The sequence below is a fragment of the Lelliottia sp. SL45 genome, assembly GCF_026672535.1.
Lineage (GTDB): Bacteria > Pseudomonadota > Gammaproteobacteria > Enterobacterales > Enterobacteriaceae > Enterobacter > Enterobacter nimipressuralis.
The window spans coordinates 1738742-1753138 of sequence record NZ_JAPPRH010000003.1; the positions used below are offsets into that span (position 1 = coordinate 1738742).

Sequence of the window (14397 nt, forward strand, 5' to 3'; positions counted from 1 at the left end):
TTAGCCTTTACGAAACATTTTCAGCATGCGCTGAGTCACGGTGAAACCACCGAAAATATTGATACTGGCGATAAGCACCGCGATGAAGCTCAGGAAGCTGATCCAGCCGCCGTGACCAATCTGCAGTAACGCCCCCACCACGATGATCCCTGAAATGGCGTTCGTTACCGACATTAAAGGCGTGTGCAGTGCGTGAGAGACGTTCCACACCACGTAGTAACCGACAACGCAGGAGAGCGCGAACACGGTGAAGTGGCCGAGGAACTCTTTCGGTGCCACGTCAGCGAGCCAGCCGAACAGAATAATCACCAGCGCCATCAGCGCGTATTTACGCCATGGAGAGATCGGTTTCGGCGGTTCTTTGGGTGCCGGTGCGGCTTTCTGCGCCGCCTGAGGCTGCGCGGAAACCTGAATTGGCGGAGCCGGCCAGGTGATTTCGCCGTCACGAATCACCGTCACGCCGCGCACTACCACATCGTCAAAATCAACGACCACGTTGCCATCTTTCTCTTTACACAGCAGCTTTAGCAGGTTCACAAGGTTCGTGCCGTACAGCTGGGAAGACTGCGTTGGCAGGCGGCCTGGCAGATCGGTGTAACCGATGATTTTCACGCCGTTGGCGGTGGTCATCACTTCGTTCGGTACGGTGTATTCACAGTTGCCGCCGTTCTGCGAGGCCAGGTCGACAATCACGCTCCCGGCTTTCATGGAATCGACCATTTCACGAGTGATCAGCTTCGGCGCGGGTTTGCCAGGGATCAGCGCCGTGGTGACGATGATATCGACCTCTTTCGCCTGCGCCGCGAAGAGTTCCATTTCCGCTTTGATGAACGCTTCGGACATCACCTTAGCGTAGCCATCTCCGCTGCCCGCCTCTTCCTTGAAGTCCAGCTCAAGGAACTCGGCGCCCATACTCTGCACCTGCTCTTTCACTTCAGGGCGCGTATCAAACGCACGCACGATCGCACCGAGGCTGTTCGCCGCACCGATTGCCGCAAGACCCGCGACACCCGCACCAATCACCATCACTTTTGCCGGTGGGACTTTCCCTGCCGCCGTGATTTGACCGGTAAAGAAGCGACCAAATTCATGGGCAGCCTCAACGATGGCACGATAGCCGGCGATGTTCGCCATGGAACTCAACGCATCCAGCGACTGCGCGCGGGAGATACGCGGCACGGAATCCATCGCCATAACGGTGACGCCACGCGCGGCCAGTTTCTCCATCAGCTCCGGATTTTGCGCAGGCCAGACGAAGCTCACAAGCGTGGTGCCCGGATTTAACAGGGCGATTTCGCTCTCGGTTGGCGCATTCACCTTCAGGATTACCGGTGCCTGCCAGATCTCAGACCCGCTCACCACCTCAGCGCCCGCCTGAATAAATGCCTCGTCATCGAAGCTCGCCAGTTTGCCCGCGCCGCTTTCAACCGCGACGGTAAAACCCAGTTTAAGCAGCTGCTCGACCGTTTTCGGCGTCGCAGCAACGCGGGTTTCATTGGCTAACCGTTCTTTTGGTACCCCAATACGCATAGTTTTCCCTTCCATCGGTTCTTGATGATGGTTTGTCGATAAATGACCGCGATTTGCATAAGCGTCGCCAGGGAGAGCCCTGACGGGTAAATAACCACGGAAAATAAAACAGTAACAAACTTTCTATAACCTACTGAAAATACCGCTTGTGATCTACAGCAAGAAAACACTATTTCTGACTTTATCTGTGAAAAATAAGTGATCGCGGTCTCTGACAGCGATATTTACCTTATTTTCCTCGCCAGGGCCGATAAATAGCTCAAGCGAAGCGGTAAAACATGATATAGCGCCGTATTAGAACAACCCATTAACATTAAATTAACTTGTAAAAGTCATATGCTTAATCAGTTTTACTGCTCAAACGCTTGTTTACTCGACATATCAGTAAATGTTATCGAATTTGATCCTGTCGTGAGCACAGGGAGTGAAAAATCGCGCAGACAGCGACGGGTTTTAAATGCCATAATCGGCGACGAATTCAAATTAACAACAACACCAGTACCTGGTTTGCGCAAGGCGAAGGATTATTTTTATGAAGCTTAAGAACACTCTCCTGGCGTCCGCACTCCTTTCTGCGATCGCCCTGTCCGCTAACGCCGCGACAGAGTTAACGCCGGAGCAAGCGGCAGCGTTGAAACCTTACGATCGTGTGACGGTTACCGGTCGTTTTAACGCCATTAGCGATGCAGTGCGAGCAGCGTCACTTCGCGCTGATAAAGAGGGTGCCGCCTCTTTTTATGTCGTTGATACATCTGATTACGGTAGCGGCGGCAACCTGCGCGTCGTGGTCGATCTCTACAAGCAAGATGCGAAAAAAGCGGATGCGCCGAAAAACCGCGTCATTAATGGCGTGATGGAGTTGCCAAAGGATCAGGCGATTGCGCTTGAGCCGTATGACACCGTGACCGTCCAGGGCTTCTACCGCAGCCAGCCTGAAGTGAACGATGCCATCACCAAAGCCGCGAAGGCGAAAGGGGCTGCCTCTTTCTATATCGTGCGCCAGATTGACGCTAACCAGGGCGGCAACCAGCGTATTACCGCTTTCCTGTACAAAGCCGATGCCAAAAAACGCGTTCTGCAAAGCCCGGATGTGATCCCGGCGGATTCTGAAGCCGGTCGCGCAGCGCTGGCGAAAGGCGGCGAAGAAGCGAAGAAAGTGGAAATCCCGGGCGTGGCAACCACCGCGACTCCAAGTGCTGACGTCGGTCGTTTCTTTGAAACTCAGACCACTAAGGGCGGCCGTTACACCGTCACCCTGCCGGACGGCACTAAAATTGAAGAGCTGAACAAGGCCACTGCCGCGCAGATGGTGCCTTTCGACAGCGTCAAATTCACCGGTAACTACGGCAACATGACCGAAGTATCCTACCAGGTGGCGAAGCGTGCAGCGAAGAAAGGTGCGAAGTATTACCACATCACCCGCCAGTGGCAGGAACGTGGTAACAACGTGACCATCAGCGCAGACCTGTACAAGTAAATCAGCAGGTGTGAAAAGGCGGCGCAATGCCGCCTTTTTTGTAACTTTTCTCTAATTTCTGCCTCACATCATTGCATGCCTGCAAGACACTCCGTAAAATCCCGCGCCTTAGTGTGATCCACCATTTTTATGCGCTTGTGCGAAATAATTATTCTGGATTTGGACCTTTCATAACAGGAAGCCAATGGAAAAGAAACTTGGCCTGAGCGCTTTAACTGCGCTCGTTTTAAGCTCCATGCTGGGTGCAGGCGTATTCAGTTTGCCGCAGAATATGGCGGAAGTCGCCAGCCCCGCGGCGTTGCTCATCGGCTGGGGGATCACCGGCGTCGGGATCCTGCTGCTGGCCTTTGCCATGTTATTGCTCACGCGCATCCGCCCGGATCTGGACGGCGGAATATTCACCTACGCCCGCGAAGGGTTCGGCGAGCTGATCGGCTTCTGCTCGGCCTGGGGCTACTGGCTCTGCGCGGTGATCGCCAACGTCTCCTATCTGGTGATCGTCTTCTCTGCCCTCAGTTTCTTTACCGATACGCCTGAACTGCGCTTCTTTGGCGACGGCAATACCTGGCAATCGATCGTCGGGGCGTCGGTGCTGCTGTGGTTAGTTCACTGGCTGGTACTGCGCGGCGTGCAGACGGCGGCGAGCATTAACCTGGTGGCGACGCTGGCTAAGCTGGTTCCGCTGGGCCTGTTTATCGTGCTGGCGTTTATCGCGTTTCGTCTTGATGTTTTCAGCCTCGATTTCAGCGGTGTCGCGCTTGGCGTACCGGTCTGGGAGCAGGTGAAAAACACCATGCTTATCACCCTGTGGGTGTTTATCGGCGTCGAAGGCGCGGTGGTGGTTTCAGCGCGCGCCCGTAATAAGCGCGACGTAGGCCGTGCCACGCTGCTGGCGGTACTGGCTGCGCTGAGCGTTTATCTGCTGGTGACGCTGCTCTCCATCGGCGTGGTGGCGCGCCCTGAGCTGGCTGAGATGCGTAACCCGTCGATGGCGGGCCTGATGGTCAGAATGATGGGGTCCTGGGGCGATGTAGTGATTGCGGCTGGGCTGATTGTTTCGGTCTGCGGCGCTTACCTGAGCTGGACCATTATGGCGGCAGAAGTGCCCTTCCTGGCCGCGACGCATAAGGCTTTCCCGCGCCTGTTTGCGCGTCAGAACAAAAACAGCGCACCGTCGGCGTCCCTGTGGCTGACCAACATCAGCGTGCAGGTCTGTCTGGTGCTGATCTGGCTCACAGGTTCTGACTATAACACCCTGCTGACCATTGCCTCCGAGATGATTCTGGTACCCTATTTCTTAGTCGGGGCTTATCTGTTAAAAATAGCCAGCCGCCCGGCACATTACATGGTCGGTGTTGGCGCTTGTCTCTACGGATTATGGTTACTTTATGCCTCAGGCCCCATGCATCTGCTGCTCTCTGTGGTGCTGTATGCGCCGGGCCTGCTGGTGTTTATCTACGCTCGCCGCACGCATCAGTTAGGTCACGCGCTCAAGCGTCGTGAAATGGCGTTGATTGGCATGTTACTGGTTGCTGCCGTACCGGCAACGTGGATGTTGATGGGATAAGCGCGATTTTTCCCATCGTTGAACTCTCAAGGAAAATACGATGGGAAATGCACCGCAACGCCCGATTCTGATTACTGGCGCTGGCCGACGCATCGGCCTCGCCCTTGCTCACCATTTTCTTAGCCAGCATCAGCCGGTGATCGTCAGTTACCGAACAGAATACGACGCTATTGAAGGACTGAGAAAAGCCGGTGCCGTCTGCATCCAGGCAGATTTCGCCACCGACGACGGCATTTTGGCGTTTGCCGACAAGGTAAAATCAACCACCGACAGTCTGCGCGCCATCGTGCATAACGCCAGTGCCTGGCTGGCGGAAACCCCGGAAACCTCGCTGAGCGAAACCCTCGCGGCGATGATGCAGATCCACGTCCACGCCCCCTATTTGCTCAACCACGCCCTGCAGGATTTGCTGTGCGGTCACGGTCACGCCGCGAGCGATATTATTCATTTCACCGACTATGTGGTGGAGCGCGGCAGCGACAAACATATTGCCTATGCGGCGAGTAAAGCGGCGCTGGACAACATGACGCGCTCGTTCGCCCGCAAGCTCGCGCCAGAGGTCAAGGTGAATGCTATCGCCCCGTCGCTGATTATGTTTAACGACCATGATGATGCGGAATACCGCCAAAAAGCGCTCAATAAATCACTGATGAAAATCGCGCCGGGCGAGAAAGAGGTGATCGATCTTATCGACTATCTGCTGACCAGCCGCTACGTCACAGGCCGTTCTTTTGGCGTAGATGGCGGCCGCCCGCTGAATTAGTGAAAGCGGCTCCAGAAGAAGATCAACACCCAGGCGCTGAGGCTCCAGCATACTACCGCCCCGCCCAGCGCCAGGGGTAAGCGCATCATGGTCGTGAAATACCACAGCGACAGAAGATAGATAAAATAGGGAATGATGGACCACATGCCAAACACGATGGTGGTGCGCAGCGCGTCAATGCCACGCTCTGACACCACGATATAGTGGGCAATGAGCGCAAAGGTCGGGAATAACGGAATCAGCCCGGCGATATAGTAATTTTTCGTCTTCGCTAAAATGCCAATCAGCACCACGACCAGCGCACCCAGCGCGGCTTTGATTAAGAGCGCCATTCTTTTCCCATAACAATCAACTAACAATACCGGTCAGAATAACGGAACTCAGGTTAATTTAGAAAGATTAATGGAAGGTTAAGGTTACGCGGTGTATGTTGGCTTTTTTCACGAAAACAGACGTTGTATGAATAAGATCGTTTTTGTTGAGGACGAACCCGAAGTCGGCCAGCTGATTGCCGCTTATCTGGGAAAACACGATATGGACGTTATCGTCGAGCCACGTGGTGACCGCGCTGAAGAGGTGGTGCTGCGCGAGAAACCGGACCTGGTCCTGCTCGACATCATGCTGCCCGGCAAAGACGGGATGACCGTGTGCCGCGATCTGCGCGCGCAATGGGACGGCCCGATAGTGCTGCTCACCTCCCTCGACAGCGACATGAACCATATTCTGTCGCTTGAGATGGGCGCGAACGATTATATTCTCAAAACCACGCCGCCTGCGGTGCTGCTGGCCCGTCTGCGCCTGCATCTGCGCCAGCGCGTTGCGACGGAAAACCAGACAGCCTCTGCCGCACTCACGCCCCACAAAGCCATGCGCTTTGGCACCCTGTCGATCGATCCCGTTAACCGCCAGGTGCTGCTTTCCGGGGTAGATATCGCGCTGTCGACCGCCGATTTTGACCTGCTATGGGAACTGGCCACTCATGCCGGGCAAATCATGGACCGTGATGCGCTGCTGAAAAACCTGCGCGGCGTCAGTTACGACGGTATGGACCGCAGCGTCGACGTCGCCATCTCGCGGCTGCGTAAAAAGCTGCTGGATAACGCCACCGAGCCGTACCGCATCAAAACTGTGCGTAACAAAGGCTATTTGTTTGCGCCACATGCCTGGGAAACCTGATAACCCGACACGCCCCGTTCGAGCGCTGAAATATCCCCGGACGACAACAGCGGCTGCAGTTCCATCAGCGTCTCTTCCGGCAGCTGATACAGATTCAGCGCCAGCAGCCGCGCAATATCCTCTTCCGGCAGTCGATATTTCAGTATTTTTGCCGGATTGCCACCGACCACGGCGTACGGCGGCACATCCTTGGTCACAACCGCTCCCGCCGCGACCACAGCCCCTTCGCCGATGGTGACGCCAGGCATGATCATGGCCCGCATTCCCAGCCAGCATCCATCCTGCAGCACCGTATCCCCACGCGGCTGATAGGCCTCTTTGATGGACTCCATAAACGGATAAAGGCTGAGCCAGTCCAGACGATGAGTGCTGTTCCCGCCCATCAGAATCACACACTCCGCACCGATACAGACAAAGTTGCCGATGAAGAGCTGGTCCAGTTCGCCGAGCGGTTCCCAGTTTCTGCTTACCTCATCGCCGAGCAGATACCGCACCACCGAGCGCTCAAAACCCTTGTCCCAGCAGTCGCTGTAATAACTGTGCGTGCCTTTGATGTGAATATTGGGGTTCGTCACCGTCTGGTGAAGATATTCCGTCCTCGACCAATGTTTATCTGACATATTTGACATCCTTTTCTGATGATATGAATGGCCTGATTATGCGCGATGGTGCTGTAACCGACTATCAACCACCCGCTACACAACGGAAATAAAAAACCGCCCGTAGGCGGTTAGTAGCAAGCTACCTGAGCGGTGGATCAACATCATCAGGTATGATGGGGTCAACGGGGTCAGTATCACCCGGCAGAGGGTCATCTACCGGTACAGGATCAACCCAATCTCGACGTTCAGTCACATTAACCTCCGACGAACGGTGTGTCAGGCACAGCCTGAGTCACTACTTTTTGCTTTTCTGCGGGCTCTTATCGTTGTCTTTCGGCGTATTATCCGGTTTTTTCGGCGTGTCTTTGTTGACTTGCGTAGAATAGTTTTTCACGGCTTACTCCAGTAGGATATGCAGCCATTCACTGCAGACTAAGTATAGGTCGGTGACCTCAATAAGCCATGCGAAGCGGCACTTCAGGCGGGTTCTGGCCCCTTCAAAAATCCCCCGCGCGGAGGGCGTTGATAAAAAAAAGCCACCCGCCGAAAGCAAGCAGCTTAACTGTTATCTGTGATGTGATGATGCTAAAAAGCGAGGAATAGCAAAGTCATGTCGCGTGGTCATCAAAGAAGATTGATCTTTACCTCGTAACCTTCCAGACCGATCATTGTTTCACGCTCAGTAAAATCTATGCCAGACACCTCTTTCCCGGTTTTTTTCCGAAGCTCTATGATTTTCTTTGAGATAAGTGCAGAAATCTCTTCCTCGGCTTTTCTTTTAAGATCATCAGCAGTCATAATTTCACCTCTTCTGTCCATCTACAGTGTCATACGCTAAATATGTGGGCAAATCCTGTCAGTTTCAAGTAACCCTCTAAAAATCATAGACTATTCTGCTCGAATTTTGCACGGCATCGCAGGAAAGAAGATGAACTCCGGCCTGCGAGCCGATAGGTTTCCTCAGAAACTAACATAGCTACGGCTGTTGATACGCCCTTTGTGCATTGAGAAAGAGAGAAATCCTAGTAATAGGTGATCGTGACATTCACCTTCGCGGTGAAGGCACCGGTAAACTCGTGATCGCTCGCATCGGTAACCTGTGGCGCAGTTTGTATGACCGCCGCCTGAAAATACGCCGTATTTTTCCCTTTTTGGGCAATCCCAACGCTTTGCTTCACGCCCATCCTGACCGCTTTACCCTCGCTGTTAAACATACCCACTTCTAACCCATTTAGCTTTTCGCCATTTTGATCGCTCACTGCCGAAATGGTCTCTCGTCCGGGCACAATGGTGTAGGGCTCATCAAAGGTAAACTCGACATTGTTGGTGTAGCTGCTGCAGGTAAAATCCATGCCAAAACGGGTCAGCTTCCCTTCACGCGGGAATGAACCGCTGCTGCTTTTGCGAAATTCCCCCAGGTCCACGGTCTGATGTTTGTTATCCAGCGAGCACGACGGCGCTGCCATATAGACGCCCGATCCGAGCGGTACGTCGACGCTTGAGGCGCCGCCAAGGCCGTCAATAGAGAACGTGAGGTGTGCCCCCGGCGGAATGACCGCTTCTGAGCGGTAATCCACCCACCCCAGTTTAATCAGCTCCACGCGCATCGATTCGATGGCGAAATTGTATTTGTTATCAAACCGGTACAGGGTTTTTCTGGCGTTGTACTGGGCACCAAACTGCACCAGCGTCGAGTCCTCTTTCCCGTTAATAATCGGGTATTCCACCCCGAGGCGTTTCCCCAGGACCATACGGGCAGACGGATAGCTGTCCGGCGGGGTCTCTTCGCTCAGCGACACCGCCTTGATGTACATCTTCATTTTGATGCCGTTGTTGGTGGTCTGCGCCTCCCCGGTCCAGTCCAGCGCCTTATCATTCACCGTGCTGAAGCTGAGGGTGATGTTGCCGTCAAAATTCGCCGGGGCGTCCAGGTCCTGACCGTCCGAGGTACAGGACAGGCGCATGTTGGGCAGAAACTGCGCGTAGTCCAGCGACAGCACGACGGTGTAGTCGGGGGTGTTTTCATCCACCGCAATCGGGTTTTCCCGGGTAAAGGGGGCGAACGGCAGCGCCCCCCCGGTGTCAATATCACAGTGCAACGCCCCTGCCCAACTGAAGGCAGGCAGCAGACACAACAGCAGGCCACACCAGAGTTTCATAATCAGTGTCCGTCAGAATGTCAGGGACTGATGCTGAACCGGGGATTCCCCCCCGAAATCATTCATCAGCGAATAATTCAGCGTGCCCGCTTTACCGCTCACCCCCGCCGGGAGTGCGTAACGCATTTCGCCTTTGGCCGGCACCATGCTCCTTTTATCCGCCACCGGCTGCGCGCTGCCTCCAGTCGTGACCGACAGCTCAGAGAAGCTGGCGTAATACTGCGTCGGGTTTTTCACTACCAGCCAGGCTTTGCCGCCGTCGTGGCTCACCTGCCACTGCAGTTTACTGACCGTCTCAGCCGGTTTTTCGGACAGCGTCGTCGGGCGCAGGAAGATTTTCAGACGCGTGCGCACCGCCACCTGCAGCTGGTTGCCTTTCACTTTGCTGACCGGCGGCACTTCCTGGATCCACAGCCAGTACACGGACTCCCGGTCCTGCGGAATGCGGCCCGGCAGGATAACCATACGCAGCTTCCCTTCACGCCCGGCACCGATTTTAAACAGCGGCGGCGTGAGGATGAGCGGCAGGTTTTTATCGCTGCCTTTCAGGTCTTCCACCCACGACTGAACCAGGTAGTCCTGGGTGGTGTCGTCGTTGAGTAGTTTGATGGAGGTTTCTTTATCACTTTCCAGGGCCACGACGCGGGTCAGCGCCGGGCGCACCGCCGCGGAGGCGGCATTCGTCAGTAACAGGAGGCTCATCAGAGCGGGAACGGCAAGTTTAGTGAGTTTCATGATGTTCTCTGCTTAGCGGCAAACCGCATTAATTTGCTGGTACCAGGGCTCAGAAGGGCCGCCGGCATCCGGTAATGTGAACTGGCACTGAGCGTGATTGCCCAGATCCACATGCAGCGTTGCGCTCCCGTCGGCCAGAATGCCGTTGAGGTACAACAGTCCGTTATCGGCCACCATGCCGACCTGCTCCTTCTCCTGCCACGCGCTGGCGCCAAACGGGGCGGGTTTGCCGTCCGGGAGTGATAACATCACGATCGCGCGGCGTCCTACTTTGGTCTGAAAACGGCGCACAACCACGGCGCCGTGGGTCGGAATGACGTTCTGCCCGGCATCAACCAGCTCGACGTTGTCGGCGGCGTGACGCGTGTCGAGCGACAGCGGGTTATCACGATAGGCCGACACCGACGGCACCACGGCACGGCCCCAGCGGTTGGTCGAGACCCCCGGCTGGCCTTCCACGCTGATGTCCCTGGCGCCCGGCGTTTCGATAATCGCGATGGTGTCCCCCAGCTGCTGCGAGAGCACGAGGCCGTCACCGTAGGCGACCACGCCGCCCGAGGCGCCTGCCGAGTACTGGCTGCTGCCCCGGCTGGTGCTGGCGCTGACGTTCATGTTGACCATGCTGTTGCGATACGCCATCGACGCGGCGGGCGAATACCCGCTGCTGTCGTGCTGGGCGGATAATGAATAGCTCAGGGCATTGTCCAGCTCCGTTCCGGACACCGTCGCCATCTGCGAGCCGCTGTCATGATTGCTGCTGTTGGTGCTCACGGACAGGGTGCGGCTGTTGCGGTCGCCCGCATCGAGCGGTATCGATAAGTTCAGCGAGAACTGGCGGTCATTATCACTATCGTCACCCGCGCCGGAATTTTTCTGATAGCTGTAGTTCAGACTGACGTTCACGAATTTAATCATGAAGCTGTAGCCCAGCGTCAGGGAGGTGTCGCGCGCATCCGAGTCGTAATAGCTGTCCTGTTGCAGGGTCAGATAGCCGTTACCGAAATCGCCCATCCCCTGGTTAAGGGTGGCCTGCACCTCGTTTTTGCGGTGACTGCGGGTGTTGCTGTCGCCCCAGCGCCAGCTGGCATAGTCCGGGAAATCCATAAAATCTTTGCTCTGGTAGCGAAAACCCATCACCTGCAACGAGGTATCGGTGCTGTCAAAACGCCGGGCGTACAACAGGCGCAGCGCGCGGCCGTTGTCGCTGATGTCTTCGTCACCAGTGTTGTCGCTGTCAGTTGCCGTCTGGTGACGCTCCAGCGCCCAGTCGAGCGACACGCTGCCCAGCACGCCGAGGTTGACCGCACTGCTCAGGGCCATGGACTGATACCCTTCCCCCGCCACAATCAAATCGCTCAGCGTGAACCGGTCCCAGCCGTACTGCAGGCTGCCCTGCGCCACGAGGGGCTGACAGGAAAGCCCGTCATCGCGGTAGCGCCCCGCGCTCAGGCTGTAGCGCCAGGTGCCGGGGCGCAGCATGTTCGGCAGCGCGGTGTACGGCACCGTGAACTGCTCCCAGCCCAGGTCAGATTTGTTAAACGTATCAAAGCTGTAGAAACGCCAGCTCCCGAGATTCACGCCGGAGTTCAGGCTCAGGTAGGCATTGTCGCTGCTGCCCGAACCTGAATCCTCACTGTGGTTGTCGGTGTGATACACGTAGCCGGAGTAGCCCAGACGCAGGGCATTGACCCCGTTATCCCACAGCGACGGGTCGATCATCTCAGTCTGCCCGGCCACGCTGGTCGCCGCCTGCGGGGCGCTGATGACCAACTGCTGCATCGACTCGTCGTAAGTGATCCGGGCGTCCGGCCATTTTTTGAGGAAGTCGTAACAGGTTTCATTCCGCGCTTTCGCCAGTTCGTCGAGATGCGTATCCAGCCCCGCCTGATGCAGCAGCGCCTGGGTCAGACAGGGCGTGGCGCTCTCCCCGGCCCGGGTGGCAATAAATTCGACTTTGGTTTTAAACAGAATATGGCCGTTGAGCACGATATCGGCGGTTTTGACCCCCGCGTCCACCTGATCCGGGTGATAAAATTGCTCAGGTATTTCCTGAGAATCTTTGCGCAGGAAGTCAGCGTCAAAGGCGCTGTCGTTTGCTGCTGCCTGAGAATAAGACGAAACTAAAGCAGACGCTAAAATGAAAACTTCCACTAATAAAGGATAATGATGACTTTTCAAAAGAGGCCTGCTTTTTTATGACACGTAATCAGCCAGTAATTAAAATTAAAAATTAATTATACGTAATATCGACAAAGGCTTTGGCTTTGACATTCCCGGCAGTGACGGCCGGTGTCGCCGTATTGGCTTTATAAGCCACTTTGAATTTAAGCTCGGTATTGCCCGCGCTTAACGCCTGAGATTTAGACGGAATACCGCCGTTAATATCAACCAGCGTGGCACCATCATTTTCTAAAATAGCGATACCCACGCCGGTCGCTGGCGCGTTGCTATCGATATTTAACAGAATAGCGTTATCGACGGTATCGGGTGTGCCGCTGAAAGATACGCGGGCATTTGTCATGGTGGTAATATCACAATCCTGCAGATCGATGGTGAAATCCTGCATGCCCGCGTAGCCGGCTGCAACGTCAAAAGAAGCCGGTGTCACATTCGCCAGTTCAATCAAGGATGACGTGGCGGCAACACCGTTAAACCCCTTCAGAGAACAGGTTGAAGCGGTGACTTTACCCGTAAATGTGATGTCGCCATCTGCAGCAAACAACGCAACAGGGCTAAGGCCCAGAAGAATAAAGGTGAGTACTTTAAGTTTCATAAAGTTAAATCCTACAAAATGAGTAAATGTTTGTCATAAGGCCAATTCAGTGGCTTTAGGGTGACGACGGGACAATTATAAGAAAATAACTTTATTTCTAAATGCGACATTTTTTATTTCGGAGTTAATAAAACATTAATAATTCACCTTGAATATCTTAAGAGATCTTTCTTGTTAACTAAGAAAAAGCAAGAACAACATTCGAATTAATTCATTAATAAATCAGCCATTGCTTTGACGCTAATACCTTTTACGATGATGATTACCTTATATAAAACAATTTTGGAGCATAACTCGCTATGGTGATCGCTTTACTTGACAACCGGGAGGAATATGAGCAGTGGTATATGCAAATTATTTGTTCCGAGGAAAATACCGAATATCCCAGTCTTCTCAATGCGCATGAAATTGAAACAGCACTGGGAGAAAACCTGCCTTTATCCTTTCCTTGCCTGGCATACCGACAGAAAAATGAGCTTAACTGTCTGGATGAAGAAATCGTGTACATCTATGAAGAAGAGTTTTCCAAATGGATAGATCGAATGGGAAAAGTCAAACGCCCTTCGTGACGCATAAGATGGCGTTACCTTCAACAAATGCTACTATGATTATTAACAAGGAATATCATTGAGCAGGTAATAAGGACTGGAAGTCAGCAAAATGAAACAGGAACGCATGGAGTCTCTTAAAATAAGGAAGTTTGATTTTAACCTGTTGGTGGTTTGAGATGCAGTGTCTACCACGGGTAGTGTGAAAAATGCGGCAACGCTGCTACATACCTCTTCTCCCAGCATTAGTCAGTCGCTACAAAAACTGAAGGATTATTTTGGTGACCCACTCTTTCTTCGCGACGGACAGAAATTACGTGCCACCACCATCGCTACGAAATTACATCTAAAAGTTAAAGACAGTCTGGAATCGTTGATCAGTAATGTTGAACATTTTGCAGACGATGAATACCATAACCAATTGGTTATTCAATGCCCAATTTATTTATCCATTAAAATTATTCCGATGATCAGCGCGTTTTTCGAGAAAGAAAAAATCACCTGCGAAATTATCCATCGGGTGAGCGACAACATGGTTGATAGTTTTAGCGATTCGTTATGGTTGCGCCAGGTTGACATGGTGTTTGGTGTCAATAAAAACCTGGGACTCTCAACGCAATCCTTCCTGATTGGTGAGGAAGACTTAGTCTTTATTTGCCGGAAAAACCATCCCAGACTGAAGACGACCTTTAGCGAAAAAGATGTGGAAAATGAGATGTTTTGCTATGTCCATACCGATGAACTGCCTGCCGTAATGACGCGTCAACGTGTTGAGAACAATCTGCGGTCCGACCGCAACTTTACGCTCAGAAGCCCGTCTTTTATCTCTATTCTCAGCTACATCGAATCATCAAACTCTGTCGCTATTGTCCCCCGCTGGCTGATGCAACGCTTCAAAGATGCCTTTAATATTAAAACGCTGGATACAAAAATTCCGCTGCCGGTAATAGAAATCGCCATGATTTATAATAAAACAAATCTTAATAAAAAAATGAACAGGCGTTTGTTCGCTTACCTGAATAAACGATTCTGAATAAAAATTCAAGACTGAATTCTAAAGTTAAAAG

The 14397-nt window shown here is 53.5% G+C and carries 14 protein-coding genes; 6 read left to right on the forward strand and 8 right to left on the reverse strand.

Features of this window, described 5'->3' with window-relative positions; all coding sequences use genetic code 11:
* Entirely contained in the window at window positions 1–1530 is a 1530-nt protein-coding gene (gene pntA, locus OVA10_RS14425; RefSeq protein WP_248860127.1) for a Re/Si-specific NAD(P)(+) transhydrogenase subunit alpha, read from the reverse strand.
* A gap of 532 nt (window positions 1531–2062) precedes the next feature.
* On the opposite strand from pntA, the gene ydgH reads away from it, so the two are divergent.
* The 3 genes from ydgH (at window position 2063) to folM (ending at window position 5337) form a co-directional block, all read left to right on the forward strand.
* Complete coding sequence (ydgH, locus tag OVA10_RS14430; RefSeq protein WP_100780349.1) at window positions 2063–3007, forward strand: DUF1471 family protein YdgH; 945 nt, start codon at window positions 2063–2065, stop codon at window positions 3005–3007.
* A 184-nt stretch (window positions 3008–3191) separates the two neighbouring features.
* Window positions 3192–4574, forward strand: coding sequence for an amino acid permease (locus OVA10_RS14435; protein WP_100780351.1), 1383 nt, complete (start codon window positions 3192–3194; stop codon window positions 4572–4574).
* Between the two features lie 40 nt (window positions 4575–4614).
* On the forward strand, window positions 4615–5337 hold the full coding sequence (gene folM, locus OVA10_RS14440; protein WP_268196202.1) for a dihydromonapterin reductase: 723 nt from the start codon (window positions 4615–4617) through the stop codon (window positions 5335–5337).
* On the opposite strand, the gene OVA10_RS14445 is transcribed toward folM, so the two are convergent.
* Complete coding sequence (locus OVA10_RS14445; protein WP_268196203.1) at window positions 5334–5669, reverse strand: GlpM family protein; 336 nt, start codon at window positions 5667–5669, stop codon at window positions 5334–5336. The two genes, folM and OVA10_RS14445, sit on opposite strands and share 4 nt — an antisense overlap.
* A 127-nt stretch (window positions 5670–5796) precedes the next feature.
* Between OVA10_RS14445 and rstA the strand changes: the two genes are divergently transcribed.
* Window positions 5797–6513, forward strand: a complete 717-nt coding sequence (gene rstA, locus OVA10_RS14450) for a two-component system response regulator RstA (protein WP_100780354.1) — start codon at window positions 5797–5799, stop codon at window positions 6511–6513.
* Here the strand turns inward: rstA and OVA10_RS14455 are convergent.
* The 6 genes from OVA10_RS14455 to OVA10_RS14480 form a co-directional block, all read right to left on the reverse strand.
* Window positions 6480–7133 carry a CatB-related O-acetyltransferase gene (locus OVA10_RS14455; protein WP_102103590.1) on the reverse strand — a complete coding sequence of 218 codons (654 nt, stop codon included), beginning with the start codon at window positions 7131–7133 and terminating at the stop codon, window positions 6480–6482. The two genes, rstA and OVA10_RS14455, sit on opposite strands and share 34 nt — an antisense overlap.
* A gap of 606 nt (window positions 7134–7739) precedes the next feature.
* Entirely contained in the window at window positions 7740–7913 is a 174-nt protein-coding gene (locus tag OVA10_RS14460) for a GnsA/GnsB family addiction module toxin (protein WP_129034817.1), read from the reverse strand.
* 224 nt (window positions 7914–8137) lie between these two features.
* Window positions 8138–9274: a fimbrial protein gene (locus OVA10_RS14465; RefSeq protein ID WP_268196204.1), complete on the reverse strand. Its 1137-nt coding sequence runs from the start codon at window positions 9272–9274 to the stop codon at window positions 8138–8140.
* Between the two features lie 12 nt (window positions 9275–9286).
* Window positions 9287–10009: a fimbrial biogenesis chaperone gene (locus tag OVA10_RS14470; protein WP_252152570.1), complete on the reverse strand. Its 723-nt coding sequence runs from the start codon at window positions 10007–10009 to the stop codon at window positions 9287–9289.
* A 12-nt stretch (window positions 10010–10021) separates the two neighbouring features.
* Window positions 10022–12187 carry a fimbria/pilus outer membrane usher protein gene (locus OVA10_RS14475; protein WP_268196205.1) on the reverse strand — a complete coding sequence of 722 codons (2166 nt, stop codon included), beginning with the start codon at window positions 12185–12187 and terminating at the stop codon, window positions 10022–10024.
* Between the two features lie 52 nt (window positions 12188–12239).
* Entirely contained in the window at window positions 12240–12782 is a 543-nt protein-coding gene (locus OVA10_RS14480) for a fimbrial protein (RefSeq protein WP_268196206.1), read from the reverse strand.
* A 299-nt stretch (window positions 12783–13081) separates the two neighbouring features.
* Here OVA10_RS14480 and OVA10_RS14485 point away from each other — a divergent pair, with 299 nt between their 5' ends.
* Window positions 13082–13351, forward strand: coding sequence for a hypothetical protein (locus OVA10_RS14485; protein ID WP_123428903.1), 270 nt, complete (start codon window positions 13082–13084; stop codon window positions 13349–13351).
* 163 nt (window positions 13352–13514) lie between these two features.
* The gene (locus OVA10_RS14490; protein ID WP_268196207.1) at window positions 13515–14363 is read left to right on the forward strand and encodes a LysR family transcriptional regulator; all 849 of its coding nucleotides are present in this window, start codon (window positions 13515–13517) and stop codon (window positions 14361–14363) included.
* The last annotated feature ends 34 nt before the right edge of the window (window positions 14364–14397 follow it).

Coding starts and splice junctions, on each gene's coding strand:
- OVA10_RS14465 (WP_268196204.1), bottom strand. CDS start 9,274: ATGAAACTCTGGTGTGGCCTGCTGTTGTGTCTGCTGCCTGCCTTCAGT.
- OVA10_RS14485 (WP_123428903.1), top strand. CDS start 13,082: ATGGTGATCGCTTTACTTGACAACCGGGAGGAATATGAGCAGTGGTAT.
- OVA10_RS14460 (WP_129034817.1), bottom strand. CDS start 7,913: ATGACTGCTGATGATCTTAAAAGAAAAGCCGAGGAAGAGATTTCTGCA.
- rstA (WP_100780354.1), top strand. CDS start 5,797: ATGAATAAGATCGTTTTTGTTGAGGACGAACCCGAAGTCGGCCAGCTG.
- folM (WP_268196202.1), top strand. CDS start 4,615: ATGGGAAATGCACCGCAACGCCCGATTCTGATTACTGGCGCTGGCCGA.
- pntA (WP_248860127.1), bottom strand. CDS start 1,530: ATGCGTATTGGGGTACCAAAAGAACGGTTAGCCAATGAAACCCGCGTT.
- OVA10_RS14445 (WP_268196203.1), bottom strand. CDS start 5,669: ATGGCGCTCTTAATCAAAGCCGCGCTGGGTGCGCTGGTCGTGGTGCTG.
- OVA10_RS14480 (WP_268196206.1), bottom strand. CDS start 12,782: ATGAAACTTAAAGTACTCACCTTTATTCTTCTGGGCCTTAGCCCTGTT.
- OVA10_RS14455 (WP_102103590.1), bottom strand. CDS start 7,133: ATGTCAGATAAACATTGGTCGAGGACGGAATATCTTCACCAGACGGTG.
- ydgH (WP_100780349.1), top strand. CDS start 2,063: ATGAAGCTTAAGAACACTCTCCTGGCGTCCGCACTCCTTTCTGCGATC.
- OVA10_RS14470 (WP_252152570.1), bottom strand. CDS start 10,009: ATGAAACTCACTAAACTTGCCGTTCCCGCTCTGATGAGCCTCCTGTTA.
- OVA10_RS14435 (WP_100780351.1), top strand. CDS start 3,192: ATGGAAAAGAAACTTGGCCTGAGCGCTTTAACTGCGCTCGTTTTAAGC.